A 20,771-nucleotide genomic window follows, 5' to 3' on the forward strand; every position below is an offset into this window, starting at 1 on the left:
CCCGGCTGGCGTTTAAAGTCCCGAAATTCAAAAAGAGATGCAAAATGCTTGGAGTAAAAGCCCGACCTTTGCAGCCTCAAATTTTACCGCTTACCGCCATGACCAAAGGGGTTCAGTACATGCTGCTTTCCACGTTCTTTTTCGCGCTGATGAACGTGTGCGTCAAGTTTTTGTCGCATTTGCCGCCCATGGAAGTGGTGCTGTTCCGGTCGGTGATTTCGCTTATTCTTAGTTATGGCATGATCAGGCAGGCCGGGGTTTCGCCGTGGGGCAACCGCAAGCCGGTGCTGGTGCTGCGCGGACTGGCGGGCGGCTTTTCGCTGCTCATGTTCTACACCACCATCCAGAACATCCCGCTGGCGGGCGCGGTGACCATCCAGTACCTGGCGCCCATTTTCACGGCTTTGCTGGGCGTGTTCATTGCCAAGGAGAAAGTGGCGCCGTGGCAGTGGGTGTGCTTCCTAATCTCCTTCTCGGGGGTGCTGGTGATTGAGGGCGTGGATACCCGCATTTCTCTGTATTATCTGCTCATCGGCATCGGGAGCGCGTTTCTGTCGGGGGTGGCGTATAATTCCGTGCGGAAGCTGAGCGAGACCGAGCATCCGCTGGTCATTGTGTTTTATTTCCCGCTGGTGTCTTTGCCTTTATCTCTGGTGTTCTGCCTGTTTGACTGGGTGCCGCCGCAGGGCAATGACTGGCTGTGGCTGTGCTTGACGGGCATTCTCACGCAGTTGGGGCAGTACTTCATGACGCGGTCTTACCAGGTGGAGAAGCTGGCGCGGGTGGCTAACCTCAACTATATCGGCATTCTGTACGCGCTGGCGCTGGGGATGGTGTTCTTCGGGGAGACGTTCCATTTGTACGCGTATCTGGGCATTGCTTTGGTGCTGCTGGGCGTGCTTCTGAACATGCAGTACAGCCGAAAACTGCGTAAACTGGAGGCGGCGCAGGCAACTTCCTGATCGTTTTGGGCATCTTTTCTATAAAACAGGCCTAAAACGGCCGATGGCTTTTGTTTCCTAACGCATCTTCTCTTTACCTTTAAAACCTACTAACCTGTTTCTCAGAGGGAAGTGTAATATTAAGGTTTTTGAATACCTGCTGATATAGAAACCAAGGCCAGTTTCGTTAAACAGCCAAACCCTTTGCTCATGCTTTCTTTATACCCGTGCTTTTCCCCCAGGATGTCTCGTAAGCTTGCCTCTGTGCTGGGCCTTTGGTCCCTGCTGGCAGGAGTAGCCACCGCCGGTGTGCTGAAAGGGAAAGTGACCGATGAGAAAGGAGTGGGGCTGGCCTTCGCGACGGTGTACCTGCAGGGCTCCACCGTGGGTTCCACCACCAATGAGCAAGGGGATTACCAGTTCAACGTAGACCCGGGCAAGCATACGGTGGTGTTCCAGTATGTGGGCTACAAAAGCCAGACCCGGGCCATAGAGGTACCGGAGGAGGAAAAGCCCACGCCGCTGGTGCTCAATGTGCAATTGCTCCCCGATGTCTACAACCTCAATGAGGTGCGGGTGAGTCTCAGCGGCAAGAACCCGGCGTACGGCATCATGGAACAGGCCATTGCCAAACGAGAATACCATTTAAAGGAGGTGCAGGCCTTCACCGCCCAAGTGTACGTGAAGGGTTTGCAGCGCCTCATCAACATGCCCAAACGGCTGCTGGGCATCATCAAAGTGCCGGCCGGCCTTAAGCCGGGCATCCTGTACCTGTCAGAATCAGTGTCTGAGATGAGTTTCATGCAGCCGGGCAAGTACCGTGAGCGCATGATTTCCTCCAAAGTGAGCGGTAGCAGCCGGGCCTTTAGCTATAACCAAGCCTCGGAGTTTAACGTCAATTTTTACCAGAACCTCCTCAAAGCGCAGGGGGTGAACGAGCGGGGTTTTGTGTCGCCGCTGGCCAACAACGCCATGTTCTTCTACAAGTATGAGTACGTGGGTAGCAGCCAGGACAACGGGTACCTTATACACCGCATCAAGGTAATCCCAAAGCGGAAGACGGATCCGGTGTGCACGGGCTACGTGTACATTGTGGACGGCTCCTGGCGCCTGCACAGCCTTAACCTGTACGTGACCAAAGATCAGCAGATTGAGTTTGTAGATACTTTGCGCATCACGCAGCAGTTTACGCCGGCGCCAGGCAACGTTTGGGTTTTGCAATCGCAGAAATTCACGTTTGATGTGGAAGGCTACGGCTTTAAGGGCAATGGCTATTTTATGGCCGTTTACAGTAAATACCGCGTAAAACCGGCACCCTTTGTGAAACAGGCCCCGGCTCCTGCGCCAGTTGCCCCTGCCGCGCCAGCCCCGGTGGTGAGTCCGCCGGTGGTGGCCGCGCTCCCCGCGCCCAAACTCAGCCGTAAGGAACGCAAAGCCCTTCGGGATAACCCGCCCACCAACGGCGTACCAGATGCCGAGTACTTCAAAAAGAAAGAGGTTTTGCTCATTGAGAAAGACGCCAACACCAGAGACAGCGCTTATTGGAATGAGGTACGCCCCGTGCCCTTGACCCAGGAGGAGATAGTGGACTACCATACCAAAGACAGCCTGCAGGTCATCAAAGAATCAAAGCCCTACAAAGACTCCATAGACCGGAAGAACAACAAATTCAGCGCCTCTGATCTGCTGCTCTCGGGTTACTCTTACCAGAATTCGTTTGAACGCACCTCTTTCAGTATTGAGCCGGTTACGCGCATCTGGCAGTACAATACCGTGGAAGGCCTGGTGGCTAACCTGGGCATCGAGTACACCAAACGCTATGAAGACCGGCGTCGCTACACCATCGCGCCTACCCTGCGCTATGGGTTCAGCAACAGAGAGGTGCAGGCCAAGCTGTCCGGGTCCTTCATGTATGACATGGTCCGGCGGCGCTCGGTGGGCTTTGAGGGAGGCAAGTTCGTGAGTCAGTTCAACCCCGAAGAACCTACGCCCTTCGTAAATACTGTGTACACGCTGCTGTTGAAGAAGAACTACGAGAAGCTTTACCAGCGGCAATATCTGCGCCTGTGGCACAACCGCGAGTTGGTAAACGGGCTGTCGGCGACGTTCCAGGTGGGGTATGCCCAGCGCGAGATGATGTTCAATACCACTGATTACGCCGTGCGCGACCGCGCTTCACGGGTGTTTTCGTCAAATGAGCCCCAAAACGCCGAGGTCGCTTCCACCGCTTTCCCGCGGCACCAGGCCCTCACCGTGGCCCTCACGTTGACTTATCGCCCGGGCGCGGAATACATCTCGCACCCAGACCGCAAGATCAACCTGGGCTCCAAATGGCCGCTCTTCACCCTGAACTACCGCAAGGGCATCTCCGGGGTACTGGGCAGCGATGTGGACTATGACTTTGTTTCCCTGGGTGTGAGCGATGACCTGGCTTTGGGTTTGCTGGGCACCAGTTCCTACTCGGTGAGCGCGGGTACTTTCTGGCGCAAGAACCAGCTGTATTTCATGGATTTCAGGCACTTCTCCGGGAACCGCACCATCTTATCCGGTGATTTCAGCGGTTTTCAGTTGCTGGATTACTACCGCTACAGCACCCAGAAAACTTACATAGAAGGTCACTACAGCCACCATTTCAATGGCTTTATCCTGAACAAGCTCCCACTCATCCGCAAGCTGAAGTGGCAGGAAGTGGGCAGCGTAAATTACCTCCACACCGCGGCCGCCGGGCATTATCTGGAGCTGGGCGTAGGTTTGGAGCACCTGTTCAAAGTCTTCAGGATGGATTTTGTGACCGGTTTCCAGGAACGCCAGAAAGTAAGCTCCGGTATCCGGATCGGCTACGGCTTTTAGGCCATAGGCTTCCTGCCGGCAGAAGTCCGAACCCATGCGTACCTTTGCTCCATGATTCAGTTAAAGAGCATCCACCACATTGCCGTCATCTGCACAGACTACCCGGTTTCCAGGAGGTTTTACACGCAGGTATTGGGCCTTACGCTGCAGCAGGAGATTAACCGTGCCGAGCGCGATTCCTACAAGGCAGACCTGGCGCTGAACGGGCAGTACATCATTGAGCTGTTCTCTTTCCCCAACGTGCCCGCCCGCCTGTCTTTCCCCGAGGCTGCCGGCTTGCGGCACCTGGCTTTTGAGGTGGAAGACGTTGCAGCTGCCCGGCAGGAACTGATGAACCAAAGCGTGGAAGTGCAGGAAATACGGGTGGATGAACACACCGGCAAGCGCTTCTGCTTCTTCTCTGACCCTGATGGTTTACCGCTGGAACTCTACGAACGGTAGAACGCCTATTTAAGTGCTGTTTTTGGAAAATTGGCTGAAAAACAGAAAGCAGGGAAATCTTTGTTAGAGGTGCTGGTTAGGCCTTCCACTGGTAATGAAAGCTACTGCAAGACGGCAAGGGAAACCCTGACTTCCTTCTGGGCCAGGTTGAGGTCAGAGATTCTGGGGTAAGGGGTAATCTCACGCAAAGTCAACTGGTATTTTTTGGTGCCCAGTGAAAACTTTACCATCTCGCCCAGGTAGAGGATTTGCGAAACACTTGTTTCGGTTGAGTCTTCCAATTGTACCTGTGCAAGGGCCATGCCGGCCCAGATGCACAAGACATCTTTAGGGCAGCGGGTGTCTTCCACTTTCTGGAGCGTTAAGGTAAGGTCTTGCGCAGACAAGGGCACTTGCAAGGAAAGTGTGTAGGTGGTCCAGGACGGCGTATGAGTAAGCGGTTTGGTAAGAACGGGCGTTAAGGTGGGAGTCTCTGGGCGGGTGCGCGCGCATCCCATCAGAAGGAGTGCCATTATAAGAATAAGACCGCTTTTCTGTTTCATGGCTTCTTTTTATAAAGGGAGGCATTTTCACCTGCGTACTATAAAGAGCCTGAAACAGAGCCAATAGTTGCTTTGCGTTTTAGAAAAGGTTTACAAAAAAAGCCCACCAGATTTCTGGTGGGCTTTTTCTTTTGCAGGGTTTAGGAAATAATTAGTACCCAGGGTTTTGCTCTAAACCTGCCGTACGTACGTCTTCGCCCGGGATAGGCAGCACGTTGTGCTTGCCTTCTTTGTAACCCAACGGACCTAGCTCCTGGGCAGCAAGGCCCCAGCGTACCAGGTCTACGTAGCGGAAACCTTCAAAAGCAAGTTCCATGAAGCGTTCGTTTACAATGGCGGTAAACAGGGCGGTGCCGCTGGCGGTTACCGGCGTCAATTCTGACCGCTGTCTCACCATGTTCAGGTATTCGCGTGCTTTGCCTTCGTTGCCGGCGCGGTAATGGGCCTCGGCAGCCATCAATAACACGTCTGCGTAGCGGATCATGCGCCAGTTGGTACCGTAGTTCAGCTCAGATACCGGACCACCGGTCTGGCTGCTGAAAGTGCCGTATCTTCTCTGGAAATAGCCCTCGTAGTCATAAGCGGTGGGGTTGGTCCAGTTACCGCCCATGGCTTTCAGCTCGGTTTCAGACATCACAGTGGCTTGTTTCCTTTCCACATCGCCGGCGGCCACGAAAGCCTGGTAAAGCTTGGCTTTAGGAGAGTTGAAGCCCCAGCCCCCGATCAGGGAATCTGACGGAGCCTTGGTGTAGAAGTCGCTTCTTGGGCCCATCAACTGAAGGTGGATGTTGCTTTCTGGCTGCGCCCCCCAAGGGAAGTTCCCCCAGTCATAGCTTTGGGTTTTGGTGTAGGAGATCTCAAACAGAGACTCTTTGCCAAACTCGCCGGCCTCAGAGAATGCCTTGCCCACCGATGACTCTAACTCAAATTGGTTTGAAGCGATAACGGCTTCAAACTGGGTGGCGGCATCTGCCCATTTCTGCTGGTAGAGCATGGCTTTGCCAAGCAACGCCTGGGCTGCTCCCTTGGAGGCTCTGAACCGGTCTGCGCCGGTCAATGCGCTTTTCTGGGGAAGGTCTACCATGGCTTCTTGCAAGTCCTTCTCAATCTGAGCGTAAACGGCAGTTTTGGCGGCTCTGCCGGTGCTGCTCCATTGTTCAATAGGAATGTCGCCGGTTACCAACGGCACGTCGCCCCACAGAGACACCAGTTCAAAGTAGTTGTAAGCCCGCAGGAACTTGGCCTCAGCAATCAGCCTTTTGCGTAGTTCCGTTTCCGGCTGCACGTTGTTGATGACTTTGTTGGCCCGGTAGATGGCACCGTAGGTCAGTCTCCATCCCCATTTCACGGCGTCATTCTCGCTGTCAAAGTTGAAGTCGTCCAGGGTCTGGTAGGCAGGCTGGTCACCAGGTCCGCTACCGGCGGCGTTGCTTTCATCAGACGGCATGGTCTTCACCATGTAGATACTGCTCCAGGCGGTGTTGTAGTGCGCCTGCATGATGTCATAGATGGCGGTAGTGGCCTGGAGCGCGTCTGCGTCTGTTTTGTAGAATTCCTGCTCAGAAAGCTTGCCGGGTACCTCCTGGTCTAAGAAGTCTTTACAGCCAGAAGTCATGGCCATAAGGGCTAAACCGAATGCTGCAATCTTGATATAATTCTTCTTCATGGATTCTGTTGCTTAGAAATTTAAGTTTAAACCAAACATCGCTAATCTTGGCACTGGGTAAGTACCGCGGTCAATGCCTAAGCTGTTGGCGTTGTTGCTGCCTGCCTCTGGGTCCAGGCCAGGGTAGTCTGTGAAGGTGAAGTAGTTATCCAAAGACACATAAACGCGGGCGTTTCTCATTTTGAATCTTTCGGTTACTGCATTTGGCAGGGTATAGCCCAACTGTAACTGACGAACGCGGGCGTAAGAGCCATCAAATACCATCAGGTCACTGTTGTAAACGTAGGCGTTGGTAGTGCTTGCTCTAAAGCCGGTGTTGGTGCTGCCTTCTCCGGTCCAGCGGTCTTCATAGAAGAAAGCCGGTTTGTTGGCGGTAGGGCGGTCTGTACGGCTAAAGCCCAGGATCACATCATTGCCAATCTGACCCTGAACGAAGGCCAGCAGGTCAAAACCTTTATAAGCCAGGTTCACGCGGGCACCGAAGATCAGGTCTGGGTGGGGGTTACCGATCATAGCGTAGTCGGCAGGGGAAATCTGCTTGTCACCGTTGGTGTCAAGCACAATCGGATCACCTGGTTTAGGGCTGTAACCGGTGATTTGGGTTCTGGCCAGGTACTCGCTGATCTGCTCTTCATTCTGGAAGATACCATCGGTTTTATAGCCTCTCAGGTACCAGATTGGGAAGCCTTCTTTGAAAACGGTAGCAGACCAACCGGTTCCCACGCTGGCGCCAGGAATCTCGTTTACGTTAGGGTCCAGGTAGGTTACTTTGTTCTTGATGGCGGTGAGGTTTCCGGATAACTCATACTGGAAGGCTTCTGCAGCATCATTGCGGTAACCTAGCTCAAATTCCCATCCTTTGTTCTGTACGTTACCGCCGTTCACGAACGGAAGCGCAGCGCCCACAAAGCCTGGTGCAACCCCTGGCGTAATCAGGTCGATGGTCTTTTTGTCGAAATAATCGGCGGTGAAGGTCAGGCGGTTGTTGAACATGCCTAAATCAATACCGAAGTCCAATTGCTCACTGGTTTCCCAAGTAAGGTCTGGATTAGCTAGGGTAGTAGGAGCGGCCCCCACCAGGTAGTCGCCTGAACCATCTGGATAACGTCCCACAACTCCTACGGCAGCTAACCAATCTCCTATGCGGGAGCTTGAAAGGGAACCGTTCTGGCCCCAGCTGGCGCGCAGTTTCAGGTGGTTAATTTTGGTTTCTGGGAAGAAGTCTTCGTTAGAAACAACCCAGCCCAAAGAGATGGAGGGGAAAGTACCCCAGGCGTTCTCAGGCGAAAACAGAGAAGATCCGTCTCTTCTTACGGTAGCGTTCAACAGGTATTTGCCAGCGTAGTCATAAGAAAGTCTGCCGTAATAAGAGGCCAGGGTGCTCACATTGGCGTTGCTGCCTATGCGGTCCAAGGCGTCTGGGGTTGTGTCTGCGTAAGAGAACTTATCTTCCTCTTTGAAAAGGCCAGAGTAGCTTCCGCCAATGTAATTCCACATGCGTTTCACCGCAGAGGTACCAGCCAGGAAGGTGAAGCCGTGGTTATTAATCTGCTTGGTGTATGTAGCGAAGTTCTCCCACTGCAGGTTAAACCAGTTGTTCTGGGAGTCTGAGCCGTTTGCGATGGAGTTCAGGTTTTCGCTGGAGAACCAGAAAGTAGGGGTCCAGTTGTGTTGTCTCTGGAAAGCCCCGTCAATCCCGAAACGGGAAGTGAACTTCAATCCTTGGATGGGCTCCACGTCTGCGTACACGTTACCTACCACTTTGTTCTGGGTAGTCTGGCCTCTGGCCAAGGCAATTCTGGCCAATGGGTTACCGTACTCTCCTCTAATGAAGTTAGAGATACCGTAGTAGTTACCGTTTTCATCGCGCACCAATGGCTGGCCAGCCTGGATGGCAGCGGTTACGTGGGCAGGTAGCGCCCCGGTGTAGATAACCGGAGTCAAAGGGTCCATGGACAGGGCACTGCTGATCAAACCTCCAAACTCATCGTTTTCTGCTAGACCTCTGCGTCTGAAGTTGGAGTAAGAGAATCTTTCCCCAATGTTCAGCCAGGACTTGATTTTATGGTCTGAGTTGATGCGAACGGTATAACGGTCAAATTTGGCTTTGTCACCGCCCACAATACCCTCCTGGGTGAAGAAGTTACCGCCTACCAGGAAGCTGGATTTCTCTGATCCCCCGCTGAAGCTGATGGAGTGGTGTTGTTGAGGCGCCGTCTGGAATAATTCATCAAACCAGTTAGTGCCGGCTCCGGCGGCAGTGGCTTCGGCAACCGTTGGTCTGCCCGGGCTGTTAGATTCCTCCAGGTACTGCTGGTACTGCTGGGGGTTCATCATGTCCATCATTCTACCCACAGACTGTCTGCCGTACTGGAATGCGTAGCTGATCTCTGAGGTGTTGACTTTGCCGGTTTTAGTGGTGATGATTACTACTCCGTTGGCGCCTTCAGCCCCGTAGATGGCCGCTGAGGCCGCGTCTTTCAATACTTCAATAGAAGCGATCTCTGAAGGATCCAGGAATTCAATGCCCCCGGCTCTTACGCCATCAACAATATAAAGAGGCTCTGAACCAGAGTTTGAACCAGTTCCTCTTACCCGTACGCGCATCCCGCTGCCCGGAGAGCCTGACGCAGGTAATACTGTAACACCGGCAGTGCGGCCCTGTAAGGCTTGCTCTACCCGGCTGGAAGATACCGTGGCAATCTCCTCTGCTTTCACTGAGGAAATGGCTCCGGTCACTAAGCTTTTTTGCTGGGTTCCGTAACCAACAACCACTACTTCTTCCAATGCTTGTTGGTCTTCCTGCATTGCAGCGTCAATTGAAGTTCTTCCATTGATAGCAATTTCCTGGTTCACGAACCCAATGTAGCTTATCACCAAGGTGGAGGCATTTGAAGGAGCCTGTAACTGATATCTGCCCTCCACGTCGGTTGTGGTACCGGCTGTAGTACCTTTTACTACCACGCTAACGCCTGGTAGAGGCTCACCACCACGGGCGGAGGTTACCCTACCCGTAATTGTGGTTTGAGCAAACGCCACGCTACTTATAAACAGTAGCAAAAAGGTTAGTAGTTTGTTCTTCATAAATACAGTTTCGTTAAAAATATCCGATTTTAATGGTCTAATATAATATAATAGCAAAATAATGCTCAAATATTAATTACATCACTAATACATCAAGCGTGGTATTTCTCTGCGTTAGCACTACATCAAAAAGCTGAAAAAAGCCCTAAAATGCTTAGTAAGGCAGTTTTTCAATTCATTAGGGTTTGAAATAAATTTTCATTAAAAATTGTGTCTTTTTTAAGTGTTTTTTTGACGAATCTTCATTTTTAAGCTAAAAACCCACCTTTTGTTAACATCTTGTCCCACTTTTTAGCCTATGATGTATTGGGCTATTTCCTTTGCTAGGGATGCTTCAGGCTAGCTTTTGGGTTGAAGTTGAGTTGTGGATCCTGGCAGAAGGATGCCGCTGAGGTTTAATGCCGGAGAAAGGAAAGAGCGCTTTAAGTGCCCGATGAATTTCAGGGTTAGGGAAGGGAGAAAATCCTAGAGGGAAATGCTGAAGAGAGATAGGTTGTTTTAAGCCCGTTTTCTGAGAAGCGATTCCATAACGAAAGGAAGGAGACTGCAAGGTTGGATTGCTTATAACCACAGCAAACGCCAAAACTGACATGCTCCAATTGTGCTTGTGAAAGATGTATTTTATCTGCGTTTATTTCTTTCTGTTTTGAGGCTGTTTTTGCAAGATCGGACCCAAGGCATTGAAGTGAAAGGGGGTATAAAACGAAACCCGCAGCTTTCGCCACGGGCTCGCTCCCTTCAGAAAGATACAATTGTTATAAGGCTGCCACCGATACTTTGGCGGTTTTCTTGGCTGGGTTGGGATTCGCGGTATTGGGGAAAGGCAGGACCTCGGTCAGAATCAGGCGGTAGGTTTTGCTGCCCAGGGTGGCGTTGACTGTATCCGCAGTGCGGAAGCCCCGGTTGTCTGGCGCCGTGAGCGGTTCTCCCAGGTATAGAACCTTGGTGGCACTGTTGCCTTGAGCATCCTGCAGTTGCACATACGTGATGGCTGATCCCGCCTTGATACAGTTGGCATTGATGGGGCAGCGGCTTTCATCTACCTTTTGCAGGTTCCGGGTGAGGTCGCCGGCGGCTACGGGCTTCTAAAGGTGTTTCTTAGTGCTTAGCTTGTTTTTTGTAAACCCGCTGCATTATGTCTTCTCCTGACATTGCCTGATATTATGTTGCTCTTCTTTGTTCCACGATGACCCGAACTCCAGTACAGCAAGTCCAAAATTTCCCAAGGCTGCAGGAAAGCATAGATGGGAAAAGGGAATCCTACCACAGAGGCAGCTATCCAAGTAAAAATAGCTATCCCTATATGTAATGGGTCTCACTAAAGGAATGTCATTTTTACAACTAGAAAAAGGAGTAGTGTGAATAAAAATAATGCTTTTGATTTCACTTTTAGCAAAAACGTTACTTAAAGGGCTGTGAAGCTCTTTTTGTCTGCTTGATGTACCCTTGATGTATTCTTGATGTACTCTATAAAACAGCCTGATGTAGTTGTGACGTACTGCTAATTAGGCTAAACATTTGCCAATTTTATATATTTGGGTTCTAAAACAGGATTTTTTTTAACAAAACCGAATTTAGAGAACAAAATACTTTTTTCTCTTCTCTTGTGCAGGAGTAGCATTTATTTAGCTCAATGCAATGCTCTGTGATGCCTACAATTATTGTGATAAGCTCAGGCAAGTGAAAGTGGAGCAGAAAAATGCTTCTTCAAGAGGAGAAAATGGGATGGTAAAAATGCATTTCTCAAAATAAACCTTATTTGAATAGATCATCAATTAAGAGAAGTACATAAAATACGTCCTAGATATATAGTTTTCATAATTTTCAGCTTGTGATTACAATGCAAAGAGTAGTATCTTTGAAATTGTATTAAACCGTAATTGCATCTTTTTTCAATTAAAATACAGTTAATGATGAGTTTACATTCTATAAACCCTTAAACAGATGCCTATTGGAATTTGAAATGATCTGAAAAAATGCTGTTAATATATCTAAGTTCGAAGCCTTATCTACTAACCTTTCTATGAAACAGGAATCTTGAACTTCAGGTTGAGAAAATCTACAAGCTAGAACTCGTGTCCTAAAAATTGATAATGCAGATACAAAACCTTAAATACAATACATGAAAAAAATACTACTACTAGCTTTTAGCTGCAGTATGGTAGTCGGATACCATAGTGCAGAAGTACACGCTGGAGCATTGAAAGATTCTCCGTTATTACCAAAGGCAAGTGCCAAGTCTGCTAAAAAAGCAAAGGCGAATGCCGTAGATGTAAATGTAACAGGCAAGGTTACCTCAGAAACTGGAGAGCCACTGATTGGCGTATCTGTAGTGCTGAAAGGTACAGCCACGGGAACTTCCACAGATATTTCCGGAAACTATTCTATTGCTGTGCCTGATAACGGAGGAACGTTGGTTTTTTCCTACATCGGTTTTGTTTCCAAGGAAGTACCGGTTGGTAGCAACAATGTGATGAACGTCACCCTTGTTTCAGACGCCAGAGCTCTGGAAGAAGTAGTGGTGGTAGGGTATGGTACTCAAAAGAAAAGCGTTGTTACCGGAGCAATCTCAAGTGTAAAAGCTGCTGATTTGGAGGGTTTACCTGTTACAAGGGTAGAGCAGGCCTTGCAAGGCAGAACGTCTGGTTTAACAATCACGTCCAACTCTGGCCAGCCAGGGGAAGGGGCAACCGTGCGGGTAAGAGGAACCACTACCATTGGTAACAGCAATCCGCTTTACATTGTGGATGGTGTTCAGGTTGGTGGCGGTATTGAATACCTGAACCAAGCCGATATTGAATCAATCGAGGTTTTAAAGGATGCGGCTTCGGCGGCTATCTACGGTGCCCGGGCAGCCAATGGGGTAATCATTGTTACCACCAAGAAAGGGAAATCCGGCAAGATGTCAATTAACTATAATGGTTATGTGGGTACCCAGGCTCCCTGGCGTAAGCTGGATCTGCTAAATGCCCGTGAATATGCCGTTATTGCCAATGAGGGCAGTGTAGCCAGCGGCGGCGGCATCATTTTCCAGAATCCTGAATCTTTAGGAGAAGGTACTAACTGGCAAGAGGAAGTTTTCAGTGACAATGCCAGTATTCAGCAGCATGACATCAGCATGTCTGGAGGAAGCGAAAAGTCTACCTTCTACACATCTTTTGGTTATTTCAAACAAGAAGGGATTGTAGCACCTTCTAACTCACAATTTGAGCGGTTTACAGCACGGGTTAATGCTTCGCATAAACTAACCGACGCCTTGACTTTTGGTACCAATATTGGGTATACCCGCATTGGTTCAGTAGGTGTTGCTACTAACACTGAGTATGGCTCTCCTCTAAACCGGGCCATCAACTTAGACCCAATCACACCTCTTGTAGAAACGGATCCATCCATCATCAACTGTGCCACTTGCCCTTACACGCAACAGCCCGTGGTGAGAGATGCTCAAGGAAGACCTTACGGAATTTCTAACTACGTCTTCTCTGAGATTGTAAACCCTATTGCTGCCTTGGCTGTGGCCCAAGCCAGAGGATGGTCTGATAAAATCGTGGCAAATGCCTTTGGTGAATTGGAACTGTTCAAAGGGTTCAAACTAAGATCAAGCATTGGTACTGACTTAGCTTTCTGGGGAGATAGAAGCTTTTCACCGGTTTTCTACCTGAATGCTACCAACAGCAACGTACTCAATGATTATACCCGCAACAACAACCGTGGCTTGTTCTGGTTATGGGAAAATACGGCCTCATATAACCGTGTCTTCGACAAACATGACCTTACCCTATTAGCCGGAACAACCGCCCAGCGGAACTATGGCGAAACCCAGGGAGGTACCAGATCTGGCTTGCCAATTGATAATCTGGATGATGCCTCATTGGCATTCCCGGTTCCTCAGGCAAACCAACAATACTATGGGGGAGAATATCAGGAAACGTTGGCTTCTCTCTTTGGTCGCGTTATCTATAATTTCGATGAGAAATACCTGTTCACCGGTATCCTGCGCCGGGACGGATCTTCACGGTTTGGCCCTAACAACAAGTACGGTTACTTCCCATCTGTTTCAGTAGGCTGGGTAGCTTCACGTGAAGACTTCTTCCCTGACAACAATGTTGTTAATTTCCTGAAATTCAGAGGTTCTTACGGAGTAAACGGGAATAACCAAATTGGTGATTTCAGGTATTTGTCCACAGTAGGAGGTGGCAGAAACTACACGCTGGGCACTAGCACCAATGCTACTTTGGTAAATGGGGTAAGCCCGAATGCTATTTCAAACCCAGATTTACGGTGGGAGGAAACATCTCAGTCTGATATAGGGTTTGACGCGGTGTTATTCAACAATATCAACTTAACCGTTGATCTATACAAGAAGAAGACTACCGGTATGCTCTTAGACATTGCTGTTCCTTGGTATGTTGGGAATAACGGCCCGGTGGGTAACATCGCTGATATGGAGAACAGAGGTTTTGAAGTGGAATTAGGCTATGGCAAAACCATCAATGACTTCAGCTTCAATGTGAGCGGTAATGCTTCTTACTTAGAAAATGAAGTAACCAGCCTGGGCTCAGAAAAGAAATTCCTGAATGGTCAGACCTTTGGCCCTGCGGGGGAACAAATCACCCGCACCGAAGTTGGTCGTCCGGTAGGCTTTATCTATGGGTTCAAGACTGACGGTTTATTCCAGACTCAGGAAGAAGTGAACTCCTACGTGAACAGCACCGGAGCCTTGTTACAGCCAAATGCTAAGCCCGGTGATTTACGCAAAGTAGATGTGGACGGAAACGGCATTATTGATAACGACGACCGGACCATGATCGGGAACCCAACTCCAGACTGGACCTTCGGTTTCACCGCATCGGCTAAATACAAAGGCTTCGACATACTGGTGTTCGGGCAAGGTGTTTCAGGGAACGATGTATTCAAAACCCTAAGACGCCCAGACCTGAACGGGGCCAACTGGACCACTGAGGCATTAGGTCGCTGGACAGGAGAAGGAACCTCCAACAGTTTCCCCCGGATAGTACAAGGAGACCCAAGCCAGAACTTTAATCGTAGCTCTGATTTCTATGTGGAAGATGCCTCTTATTTCAGGGTGAAGACGTTGCAAATTGGCTATTCTCTGCCAGAGTCACTTATCAGCAGAGTGCACATGAACAAACTGCGCTTATTTGTTACCGGTAATAACTTGTTAACCTTTACAAAGTACACCGGCTTTGACCCAGAGATTGGTGGAGGAAGCTATGGGGTTGACCGTGGTATCTATCCGCAAGCCCGGTCTCTGATGTTTGGTTTAAATGTGGGTTTTTAATTTTATAAAACATGAAACTTAACAAATCAATATATACATCCTTATTCTTGGCAGGGCTGGTAGCCTTCAGCTCCTGTGACAAAGAATTCCTGGAGTTAACTCCAAGGGGAACAGAGTTAGAAGGTAATTTCTACCAGAACGAAACTCAGGTGATGCAGGGCTTGGTAGCCGTGTATGATGTAATGCAGTGGGGTAACAGCGGTGGCTATACCATGAAGCAACCCTTGCTTACCGTTGCCTCTGACGAAGCCCACGCGGGGGGAGGCAGTGCCACAGACCAGGTGAGCTGGGTGGCCTGGGATAATTTCACAGTAGATCCTTTCATCAGCCCCTCTACTGGCTTATGGCAAAAGAACTTTACCGGGGTTTATCGGGCTAACCTGATATTAACTAAAATTGAAGAAGCACCTGCGTTAAGTCAAGCTTTTAAAACCAGAGCTATTGCTGAGGCAAAAACTCTGCGCGCTTATTTCTATTTTGATCTGGTTCGCTTTTTTGGACGGGTTCCGTTGATCACGGGCGCCATTCCTACCAGTGATTTATATTCACAGAAACAAGCTACACCGGCAGAAATCTATGCTCAGATAGAGAAAGACCTGAAGGAAGCCCGTGTTGATTTGCCAAGTTCTGTTCCTGCAACTGAAAAAGGTAGGTTAACGAAATATGCCGCTACTGCCCTCTTAGGCAAAGCCATCATGCACCAGAATGATAATGGCCGTATGGCTGAAGCTGCCGCCCTTTTTAAAGAAGTGAACACGGCAAGCAATTATCAGCTGTTGCAGAACTATGGTGATATCTTCAAACCAGACAACCAATTTAATGCGGAGTCCATCTTAGAGATTCCTCATTCTACTAAAGGTGTTTGGGGTGACTGGGGTTGGGTGAACGGAGGAGAAGGCAACGTAGCCCCTCAGTTTGTTGGCCCAGAAAATTACAATGGACCTTTATATTCTGGAGGTTGGGGTTTTGCTCCTATCTCGTTGGATTTGGTTGCGGCCATGACAAATGCGGACATGACAAGAGATCCGCGTTTTGAACACACTATCATTGATGGTAAAGCTTTGAAAGCACAGGGAGCCTCTTACAATCCACGGTATCAGAATACTGATTATTTCATTAAGAAATATGCCCCGTATGCAAGTGCTAAGTCTCCTGTAGGTACGCCGGAATTAAACTGGCCAATCAATGAGATTGAAATCCGTTTGGCAGATACTTATTTGCTGGAGGCAGAAGCATTGGTTCGCAGTGGCGGAGATGCAACCAGAGCCAAAATGCTTTTAGATGCCGTGCGTGCCCGTGTTGGTTTGCCGTCTGTACCGGCTACGTTGGATAACATCTACCGTGAACGTCAACTGGAATTAGCCACTGAAGGGCACCGCTTCTTTGATTTGGTACGCACCGGTAGAGCAGCCGCTGTTTTGGGGCCACTTGGGTTCAAAGCCAACAGAAACGAGTTTTTGCCTATTCCACAGCAGGAGATTGATATTACTAACAGTACTATCACGCAAAACCCAGGCTATTAATTGTATTTAAATATACTAACCATGAAATCAATATTTAAAACATACAAGGTTTGTTTATACCTGGCATTAACACTGTTAGGAGGCTCTTTTACAGCCTGTACCCCTGAGGATTTTGAAGGAGAGTTGGCGGCTGCGCCTACCTCTGAGCAGGTAATGTTTTCTGCGACACCTACAGCCAGCAATCCCAACATCATAACTTTCAAAAACGAGACCCCCGGGACTCTGAAAGCTATATGGGATTTTGGAAATGGGGCTACAGGAGTAGGTAACGATGCATCTGGTTCTTATCCGGTGGCAGGTACCTATAATGTGAAGCTTACCGTGTTCACAAGTGGTGGTTTTGCAACCAAAACCCAGGCGGTAACCATTGCTAGGACGAATGTCTCTATGTTGAATCGGGAAGATTACAACATGTTAACCGGCGGTGCGGCAAATGCTACTGGCAAAACCTGGGTGATTGACAAAACGCTGGCTGGGCACATGGGAGTGGGGCCAATTGGGGCAGGTACGCCAGAATGGTGGCAGGCCGGAGCCAATGAGAAAGCATCTGAAGGACTTTACGACGACGAAATGACGTTTAACCTGAATGGATTCGCTTACACCTACAAAAACAATGGCTCTACTTTCGTGAACGGCTCAAACGGCAGTGGCCTGGGTGGTGCAAACCAAAGTTCTGACTACACTACGCCTTACACGCCGCCTACTAACATGACCTGGAGTATTGTAGAAGAAGGTGGTAAAAAGTACCTGACCTTCTCAGGTGGAGGCTTCCTGGGCTATTATACCGGTGCTACCCGCTATGAGATTCTGAAGTTAACCGAAAACGAACTCTATGTAAAAGGCAACGATGCGTCAAACGCAGCCAATGCCTGGTGGTTGCGCCTGGTGCCAAAAGGATACACCCGGCCAGTGCAGGAAAAGCCATACAAGATCGAAGACATCAAGGATAACTTTGATGAACCAGGGAATGTAGTTTGGAAAACCGAAGCGCTGACCCTGAACGAGAGCTACGACAATCCGGCACCGTCTGCAGCATCAGGAAATGCTTCGCCAAAGGTGGCATTGTACGTGAAACAAGATGGCCAGCCCTTTGAGTTTGCCAACATGTTCGCTGATTTTACCTACAAGTTTGATTTAACAACACGCCACGTATTCAAGCTGAAAGTATTTATCCCAAGCTATAATGACTTCACCAAAGCTGCTGGTGAGTCTTGGGCAGATCCGCATTTATTGAAGCAAGTTTCAGTAAAACTTCAGGATGGTACCTCCGCACAGCCTTGGGGAAATCAAGTTGAGATCAAACAACCGGTAACGCAACTGGATAAATGGGTAGAGTTAACGTTTGATTTTGGTGCAGCCAATATCATCAGCCGCAAAGACCTGGACCGCATTGTGATTCAGGTGGGTGGAGAAGGTAACTTTATCCCGGGTGTGTTCTTCCTGGATGATTTCAGATTAGAGAAGTAAAATCTTTTTAGAATGCCAGGTTCAGTTTCTGCACCTGGCATTTTTTTGTCTTTTTATTTTTGGATGGGTAACATCCTGCGTTTTCTGGTGGTTGTATATGGAAACTACAATCCCCCAAAGTGAAGTCATTATGTTTATACTTAAAACAAGAAAATTCTTTCAAATGCCTCTTAGTTCAATTGGCTATTTCTGTTTTGCCTGGGCTATGGCAGCCTGTGGCGGCGAGAAGGATATCCCCAGACCAGTCATCACGCAGCCTACCGGGCCAGTAGACAAGAATTGGAGCTTTGAAACCACTCCGGTCTGGGCCGATGAGTTTGATTATTCTGGCAAGCCAAACAGTGCTAAATGGGGCTACGATATTGGCGGTAACGGTTGGGGTAACAATGAACTGCAGTATTACTCTGATAACATCAGCAATGCCAGTGTAGCCGATGGCAAACTGACCATAACTGCCCGAAAGGAAAGTGTAGGAGGGAAAGAGTACTCCTCGGCTCGTTTGGTAACCAAAGATAAAGGCGACTGGACTTACGGCCGTTTCGAAATCAAAGCGAAGTTACCCACCGGCAAGGGAACCTGGCCGGCTATCTGGATGCTGCCAACGGACTGGTCTTACGGGAACTGGCCGAAATCCGGGGAAATTGATATCATGGAGCACGTAGGGTATGACCAGGACCGCGTACACGTAACCGTTCATACAGAAGCTTATAACCACGGTATTGGAACCCAGAAAGGCGCCAGTAAGGTGGTGCCAAATGCAAGTACCGAATATCACTTATACAGAATTGATTGGACACCGTTTGCCATACGGGGCTATATTGATAACCAAATGATGTATGAATTTATCAATGAAGGCAAAGGATACGCCGCCTGGCCATTTGATAAACGCTTCCATTTGCTACTGAATATTGCCGTAGGTGGTAACTGGGGAGGTGCCCAGGGAGTGGATGCATCGGTTTACCCACAGACGATGGAGATAGATTATGTCCGGGTTTATAAAATGGTGGAAAAATAGACCTGTGTACAGGAAGCTTTTGTTAGATAGCACAAAAGTTGCCCTGTATTCCTTCATAAACCAATAAATAAGGGGACGTTCCTTCTGTTAAAAGAAAGGAACGTCCCCTTATTTATTGCTGAGTATTCCTTTTCAAACGGCACCGTTTTATGCTCCATTTTGTAAAAACAGGGCTGAAGCGTAGCACATATATGAAACCTTAGATTCAGCCTAAAACAAAACGCCCGCAGGTATCCTCCTGCGGGCGTTTTGTTTTAGGCTGTTTTCATGAAAGTACCCTTAAAACAGCGGGTTAGATGGGTTTTTCTGGAAGTCTAACTGGCTACTTCTTCACAAAGAAAGGGATGTTAGCCGTGGCTACGTTGTTCTTGCCGTCATAAGCGTACACGAATAGGCGGTAGGCACCTTCTTTTTCTGGGGCTTTCACTTGAGCCTGTCCTTTGCCTTGGTCTTGCACAATGCCGGGGATTGCACCCGGGCGGCTTTCAGCGTCGCCGCCTTCTTTGAGGTCTGTGCTTTCAGAGAGGAGTTCCCAGCGGTAGGTGAGCGCATCACGGTCTGGATCCGTTACCTCGGTCTGGATGAGGTAGCTTTGGTTAGGCTTCAGGTAGATGTTATCAGTGGCTTTTTTGCCGTCAAGGTGTACGTAGGTAAGGTGCGGAGCACGATTTTGGGGCCATTTCCCTGACCAGAGATGGTGCATCACATCCACAACTTCAGATTCTTCTCCCTGTTCCGTGAAAAGACCATACCAGGTGGGGGTCCTTTCCTGTTTCTGTCCCCACAGGAAAACATAGGAGCCAAGGCAGCGCTCAGTGTCTTTCCCCATGGTGGCCTCATAGCGGCTGCGGTAAACGGCGGCTTTCTCAGAACTGGTTTCTTCTACTGAGGCTTTCCAGGGAGTCTGCGGGCCTTCCCAGTGGCCGGTGGGTCCCCATTCGGTGATCATGTAAGCGCCTTCCCAGCCATACTCCCGGACCCGGCCCGGAATAGAAGGTAAATCACCGTAGGCATTGATGGATAAAAGGTCTATTTCAGGAGCCTGCGCCTTGATGTAGTCTACTTCCTTCTTGTTGAGGCCCGCCAGCATGGTACTGGCCGGATGGTTAGGGTCTACCTCATGGATCATCTTGGCAATGTCATTCACCGCATCCCACACCTTAGGGTTGGAATAGCTTAAGTTCAACTCATTCCCGATACCCCATACCAGCAAGGCCGGGTGGTCTTTGTACTTCATGACCTCTTCACGGAGTTTGGCCAGTTGTTTGGCTACGGCCTCCGCGTTGTTGTAGTCAAACCCGTGCCGCTCGCGCGCCACATCCAACCCCATGGTCACAGTTAAGCCATGCTTGTGGGCCTCATCCAGAATTTGCTGGGCATTATGGGTGCTCCAGGTCCGGATGGAGTTGCCACCGTAGGCGGCTAGTTGGTCCAGGTAACGGCCGCCGCCCGCTCCTTTGATAAAGTAGGGCTTCCCTCCGCGGTATAGTTGAAACCGACCGTTCTTTTTCCTTACTTCTACTTTTACAGCCTTCTGCGAAGCCGCAGGAGTTTGGACTGTGGCGGAAGTTGGGGCGACATTCTGGGCACATGAGAGGGGGAAAGCAGCAACAGAAAGGAAAAGCAGGCTTTTGAAAAGAGGTAGCTTCACGAGAAAAGTATAGTTTTAGCGGCTGGATATAGCTTGTATGCCTCTAAAATACTTGAAATTTACGTCAATACCCGTAAATGCCTCCCATAAACTTTTACTAAGGAGACAAGCCACGCTAATGCTTTGCTACCCTCATGATTTGCCCCTGTGAAGCAGAAAGCCGGTTTGCTGCTTTAGCGCCGTTTTAGGAAAAATGCTCTGTAAAAGGAAGGCCTTTTCTCCTGCAAAGTAAACCACTATTCTATCAGAAACTTAAATTTCTGGTGCCTCCCCACGCAGGTGACATTAC

At 49.3% G+C, this 20,771-nt stretch carries 12 protein-coding genes; 7 read left to right on the forward strand and 5 right to left on the reverse strand.

Going from position 1 to position 20,771, the window contains the following annotated elements:
• The first annotated feature begins 44 nt into the window (after positions 1 to 44).
• From J3P35_RS03325 to gloA2, 3 genes are all read left to right on the forward strand, one after another.
• Positions 45 to 962, forward strand: a complete 918-nt coding sequence (locus tag J3P35_RS03325) for a DMT family transporter (protein ID WP_246849930.1) — start codon at positions 45 to 47, stop codon at positions 960 to 962.
• A 189-nt stretch (positions 963 to 1,151) separates the two neighbouring features.
• On the forward strand, positions 1,152 to 3,791 hold the full coding sequence (locus J3P35_RS03330; protein ID WP_246849931.1) for a DUF5686 and carboxypeptidase regulatory-like domain-containing protein: 2,640 nt from the start codon (positions 1,152 to 1,154) through the stop codon (positions 3,789 to 3,791).
• A 51-nt stretch (positions 3,792 to 3,842) separates the two neighbouring features.
• Entirely contained in the window at positions 3,843 to 4,232 is a 390-nt protein-coding gene (gene gloA2, locus J3P35_RS03335) for an SMU1112c/YaeR family gloxylase I-like metalloprotein (protein WP_210462952.1), read from the forward strand.
• Between the two features lie 101 nt (positions 4,233 to 4,333).
• On the opposite strand, the gene J3P35_RS03340 is transcribed toward gloA2, so the two are convergent.
• The 4 genes from J3P35_RS03340 to J3P35_RS03355 form a co-directional block, all read right to left on the reverse strand.
• On the reverse strand, positions 4,334 to 4,744 hold the full coding sequence (locus J3P35_RS03340; RefSeq protein WP_210462953.1) for a hypothetical protein: 411 nt from the start codon (positions 4,742 to 4,744) through the stop codon (positions 4,334 to 4,336).
• A gap of 181 nt (positions 4,745 to 4,925) precedes the next feature.
• A complete protein-coding gene (locus J3P35_RS03345) occupies positions 4,926 to 6,440 on the reverse strand; it encodes a RagB/SusD family nutrient uptake outer membrane protein (protein WP_210462954.1) in 1,515 nt (504 codons plus the stop codon).
• Between the two features lie 12 nt (positions 6,441 to 6,452).
• Positions 6,453 to 9,524: a SusC/RagA family TonB-linked outer membrane protein gene (locus tag J3P35_RS03350; RefSeq protein ID WP_210462955.1), complete on the reverse strand. Its 3,072-nt coding sequence runs from the start codon at positions 9,522 to 9,524 to the stop codon at positions 6,453 to 6,455.
• A 755-nt stretch (positions 9,525 to 10,279) separates the two neighbouring features.
• Positions 10,280 to 10,504, reverse strand: a complete 225-nt coding sequence (locus J3P35_RS03355) for a hypothetical protein (RefSeq protein ID WP_210462956.1) — start codon at positions 10,502 to 10,504, stop codon at positions 10,280 to 10,282.
• A gap of 1,142 nt (positions 10,505 to 11,646) precedes the next feature.
• Here J3P35_RS03355 and J3P35_RS03360 point away from each other — a divergent pair.
• The 4 genes from J3P35_RS03360 (at position 11,647) to J3P35_RS03375 (ending at position 18,831) form a co-directional block, all read left to right on the forward strand.
• Positions 11,647 to 14,826, forward strand: coding sequence for a SusC/RagA family TonB-linked outer membrane protein (locus J3P35_RS03360; RefSeq protein ID WP_246849933.1), 3,180 nt, complete (start codon positions 11,647 to 11,649; stop codon positions 14,824 to 14,826).
• A gap of 11 nt (positions 14,827 to 14,837) precedes the next feature.
• Positions 14,838 to 16,349: a RagB/SusD family nutrient uptake outer membrane protein gene (locus J3P35_RS03365; protein WP_210462957.1), complete on the forward strand. Its 1,512-nt coding sequence runs from the start codon at positions 14,838 to 14,840 to the stop codon at positions 16,347 to 16,349.
• A gap of 21 nt (positions 16,350 to 16,370) precedes the next feature.
• Positions 16,371 to 17,816: a PKD domain-containing protein gene (locus J3P35_RS03370; protein ID WP_210462958.1), complete on the forward strand. Its 1,446-nt coding sequence runs from the start codon at positions 16,371 to 16,373 to the stop codon at positions 17,814 to 17,816.
• A gap of 163 nt (positions 17,817 to 17,979) precedes the next feature.
• Entirely contained in the window at positions 17,980 to 18,831 is an 852-nt protein-coding gene (locus J3P35_RS03375; protein WP_246849934.1) for a glycoside hydrolase family 16 protein, read from the forward strand.
• Positions 18,832 to 19,153: 322 nt separating this feature from the next.
• Here the strand turns inward: J3P35_RS03375 and J3P35_RS03380 are convergent, their stop codons facing one another.
• On the reverse strand, positions 19,154 to 20,482 hold the full coding sequence (locus tag J3P35_RS03380; protein ID WP_317195349.1) for a glycoside hydrolase family 2 TIM barrel-domain containing protein: 1,329 nt from the start codon (positions 20,480 to 20,482) through the stop codon (positions 19,154 to 19,156).
• Positions 20,483 to 20,771 lie beyond the last annotated feature (289 nt).

Source organism: Rufibacter roseolus (genome assembly GCF_017916365.1).
Taxonomy (GTDB): Bacteria; Bacteroidota; Bacteroidia; order Cytophagales; family Hymenobacteraceae; genus Nibribacter; species Nibribacter roseolus.

Bases quoted from the DNA above. Each gene is read 5' to 3' on its own strand.
- J3P35_RS03360 (WP_246849933.1), top strand. From the start codon at position 11,647: ATGAAAAAAATACTACTACTAGCTTTTAGCTGCAGTATGGTAGTCGGA.
- J3P35_RS03345 (WP_210462954.1), bottom strand. From the start codon at position 6,440: ATGAAGAAGAATTATATCAAGATTGCAGCATTCGGTTTAGCCCTTATG.
- J3P35_RS03350 (WP_210462955.1), bottom strand. From the start codon at position 9,524: ATGAAGAACAAACTACTAACCTTTTTGCTACTGTTTATAAGTAGCGTG.
- J3P35_RS03365 (WP_210462957.1), top strand. From the start codon at position 14,838: ATGAAACTTAACAAATCAATATATACATCCTTATTCTTGGCAGGGCTG.
- J3P35_RS03375 (WP_246849934.1), top strand. From the start codon at position 17,980: ATGCCTCTTAGTTCAATTGGCTATTTCTGTTTTGCCTGGGCTATGGCA.
- J3P35_RS03370 (WP_210462958.1), top strand. From the start codon at position 16,371: ATGAAATCAATATTTAAAACATACAAGGTTTGTTTATACCTGGCATTA.
- J3P35_RS03330 (WP_246849931.1), top strand. From the start codon at position 1,152: ATGCTTTCTTTATACCCGTGCTTTTCCCCCAGGATGTCTCGTAAGCTT.
- gloA2 (WP_210462952.1), top strand. From the start codon at position 3,843: ATGATTCAGTTAAAGAGCATCCACCACATTGCCGTCATCTGCACAGAC.
- J3P35_RS03325 (WP_246849930.1), top strand. From the start codon at position 45: ATGCTTGGAGTAAAAGCCCGACCTTTGCAGCCTCAAATTTTACCGCTT.
- J3P35_RS03340 (WP_210462953.1), bottom strand. From the start codon at position 4,744: ATGGCACTCCTTCTGATGGGATGCGCGCGCACCCGCCCAGAGACTCCC.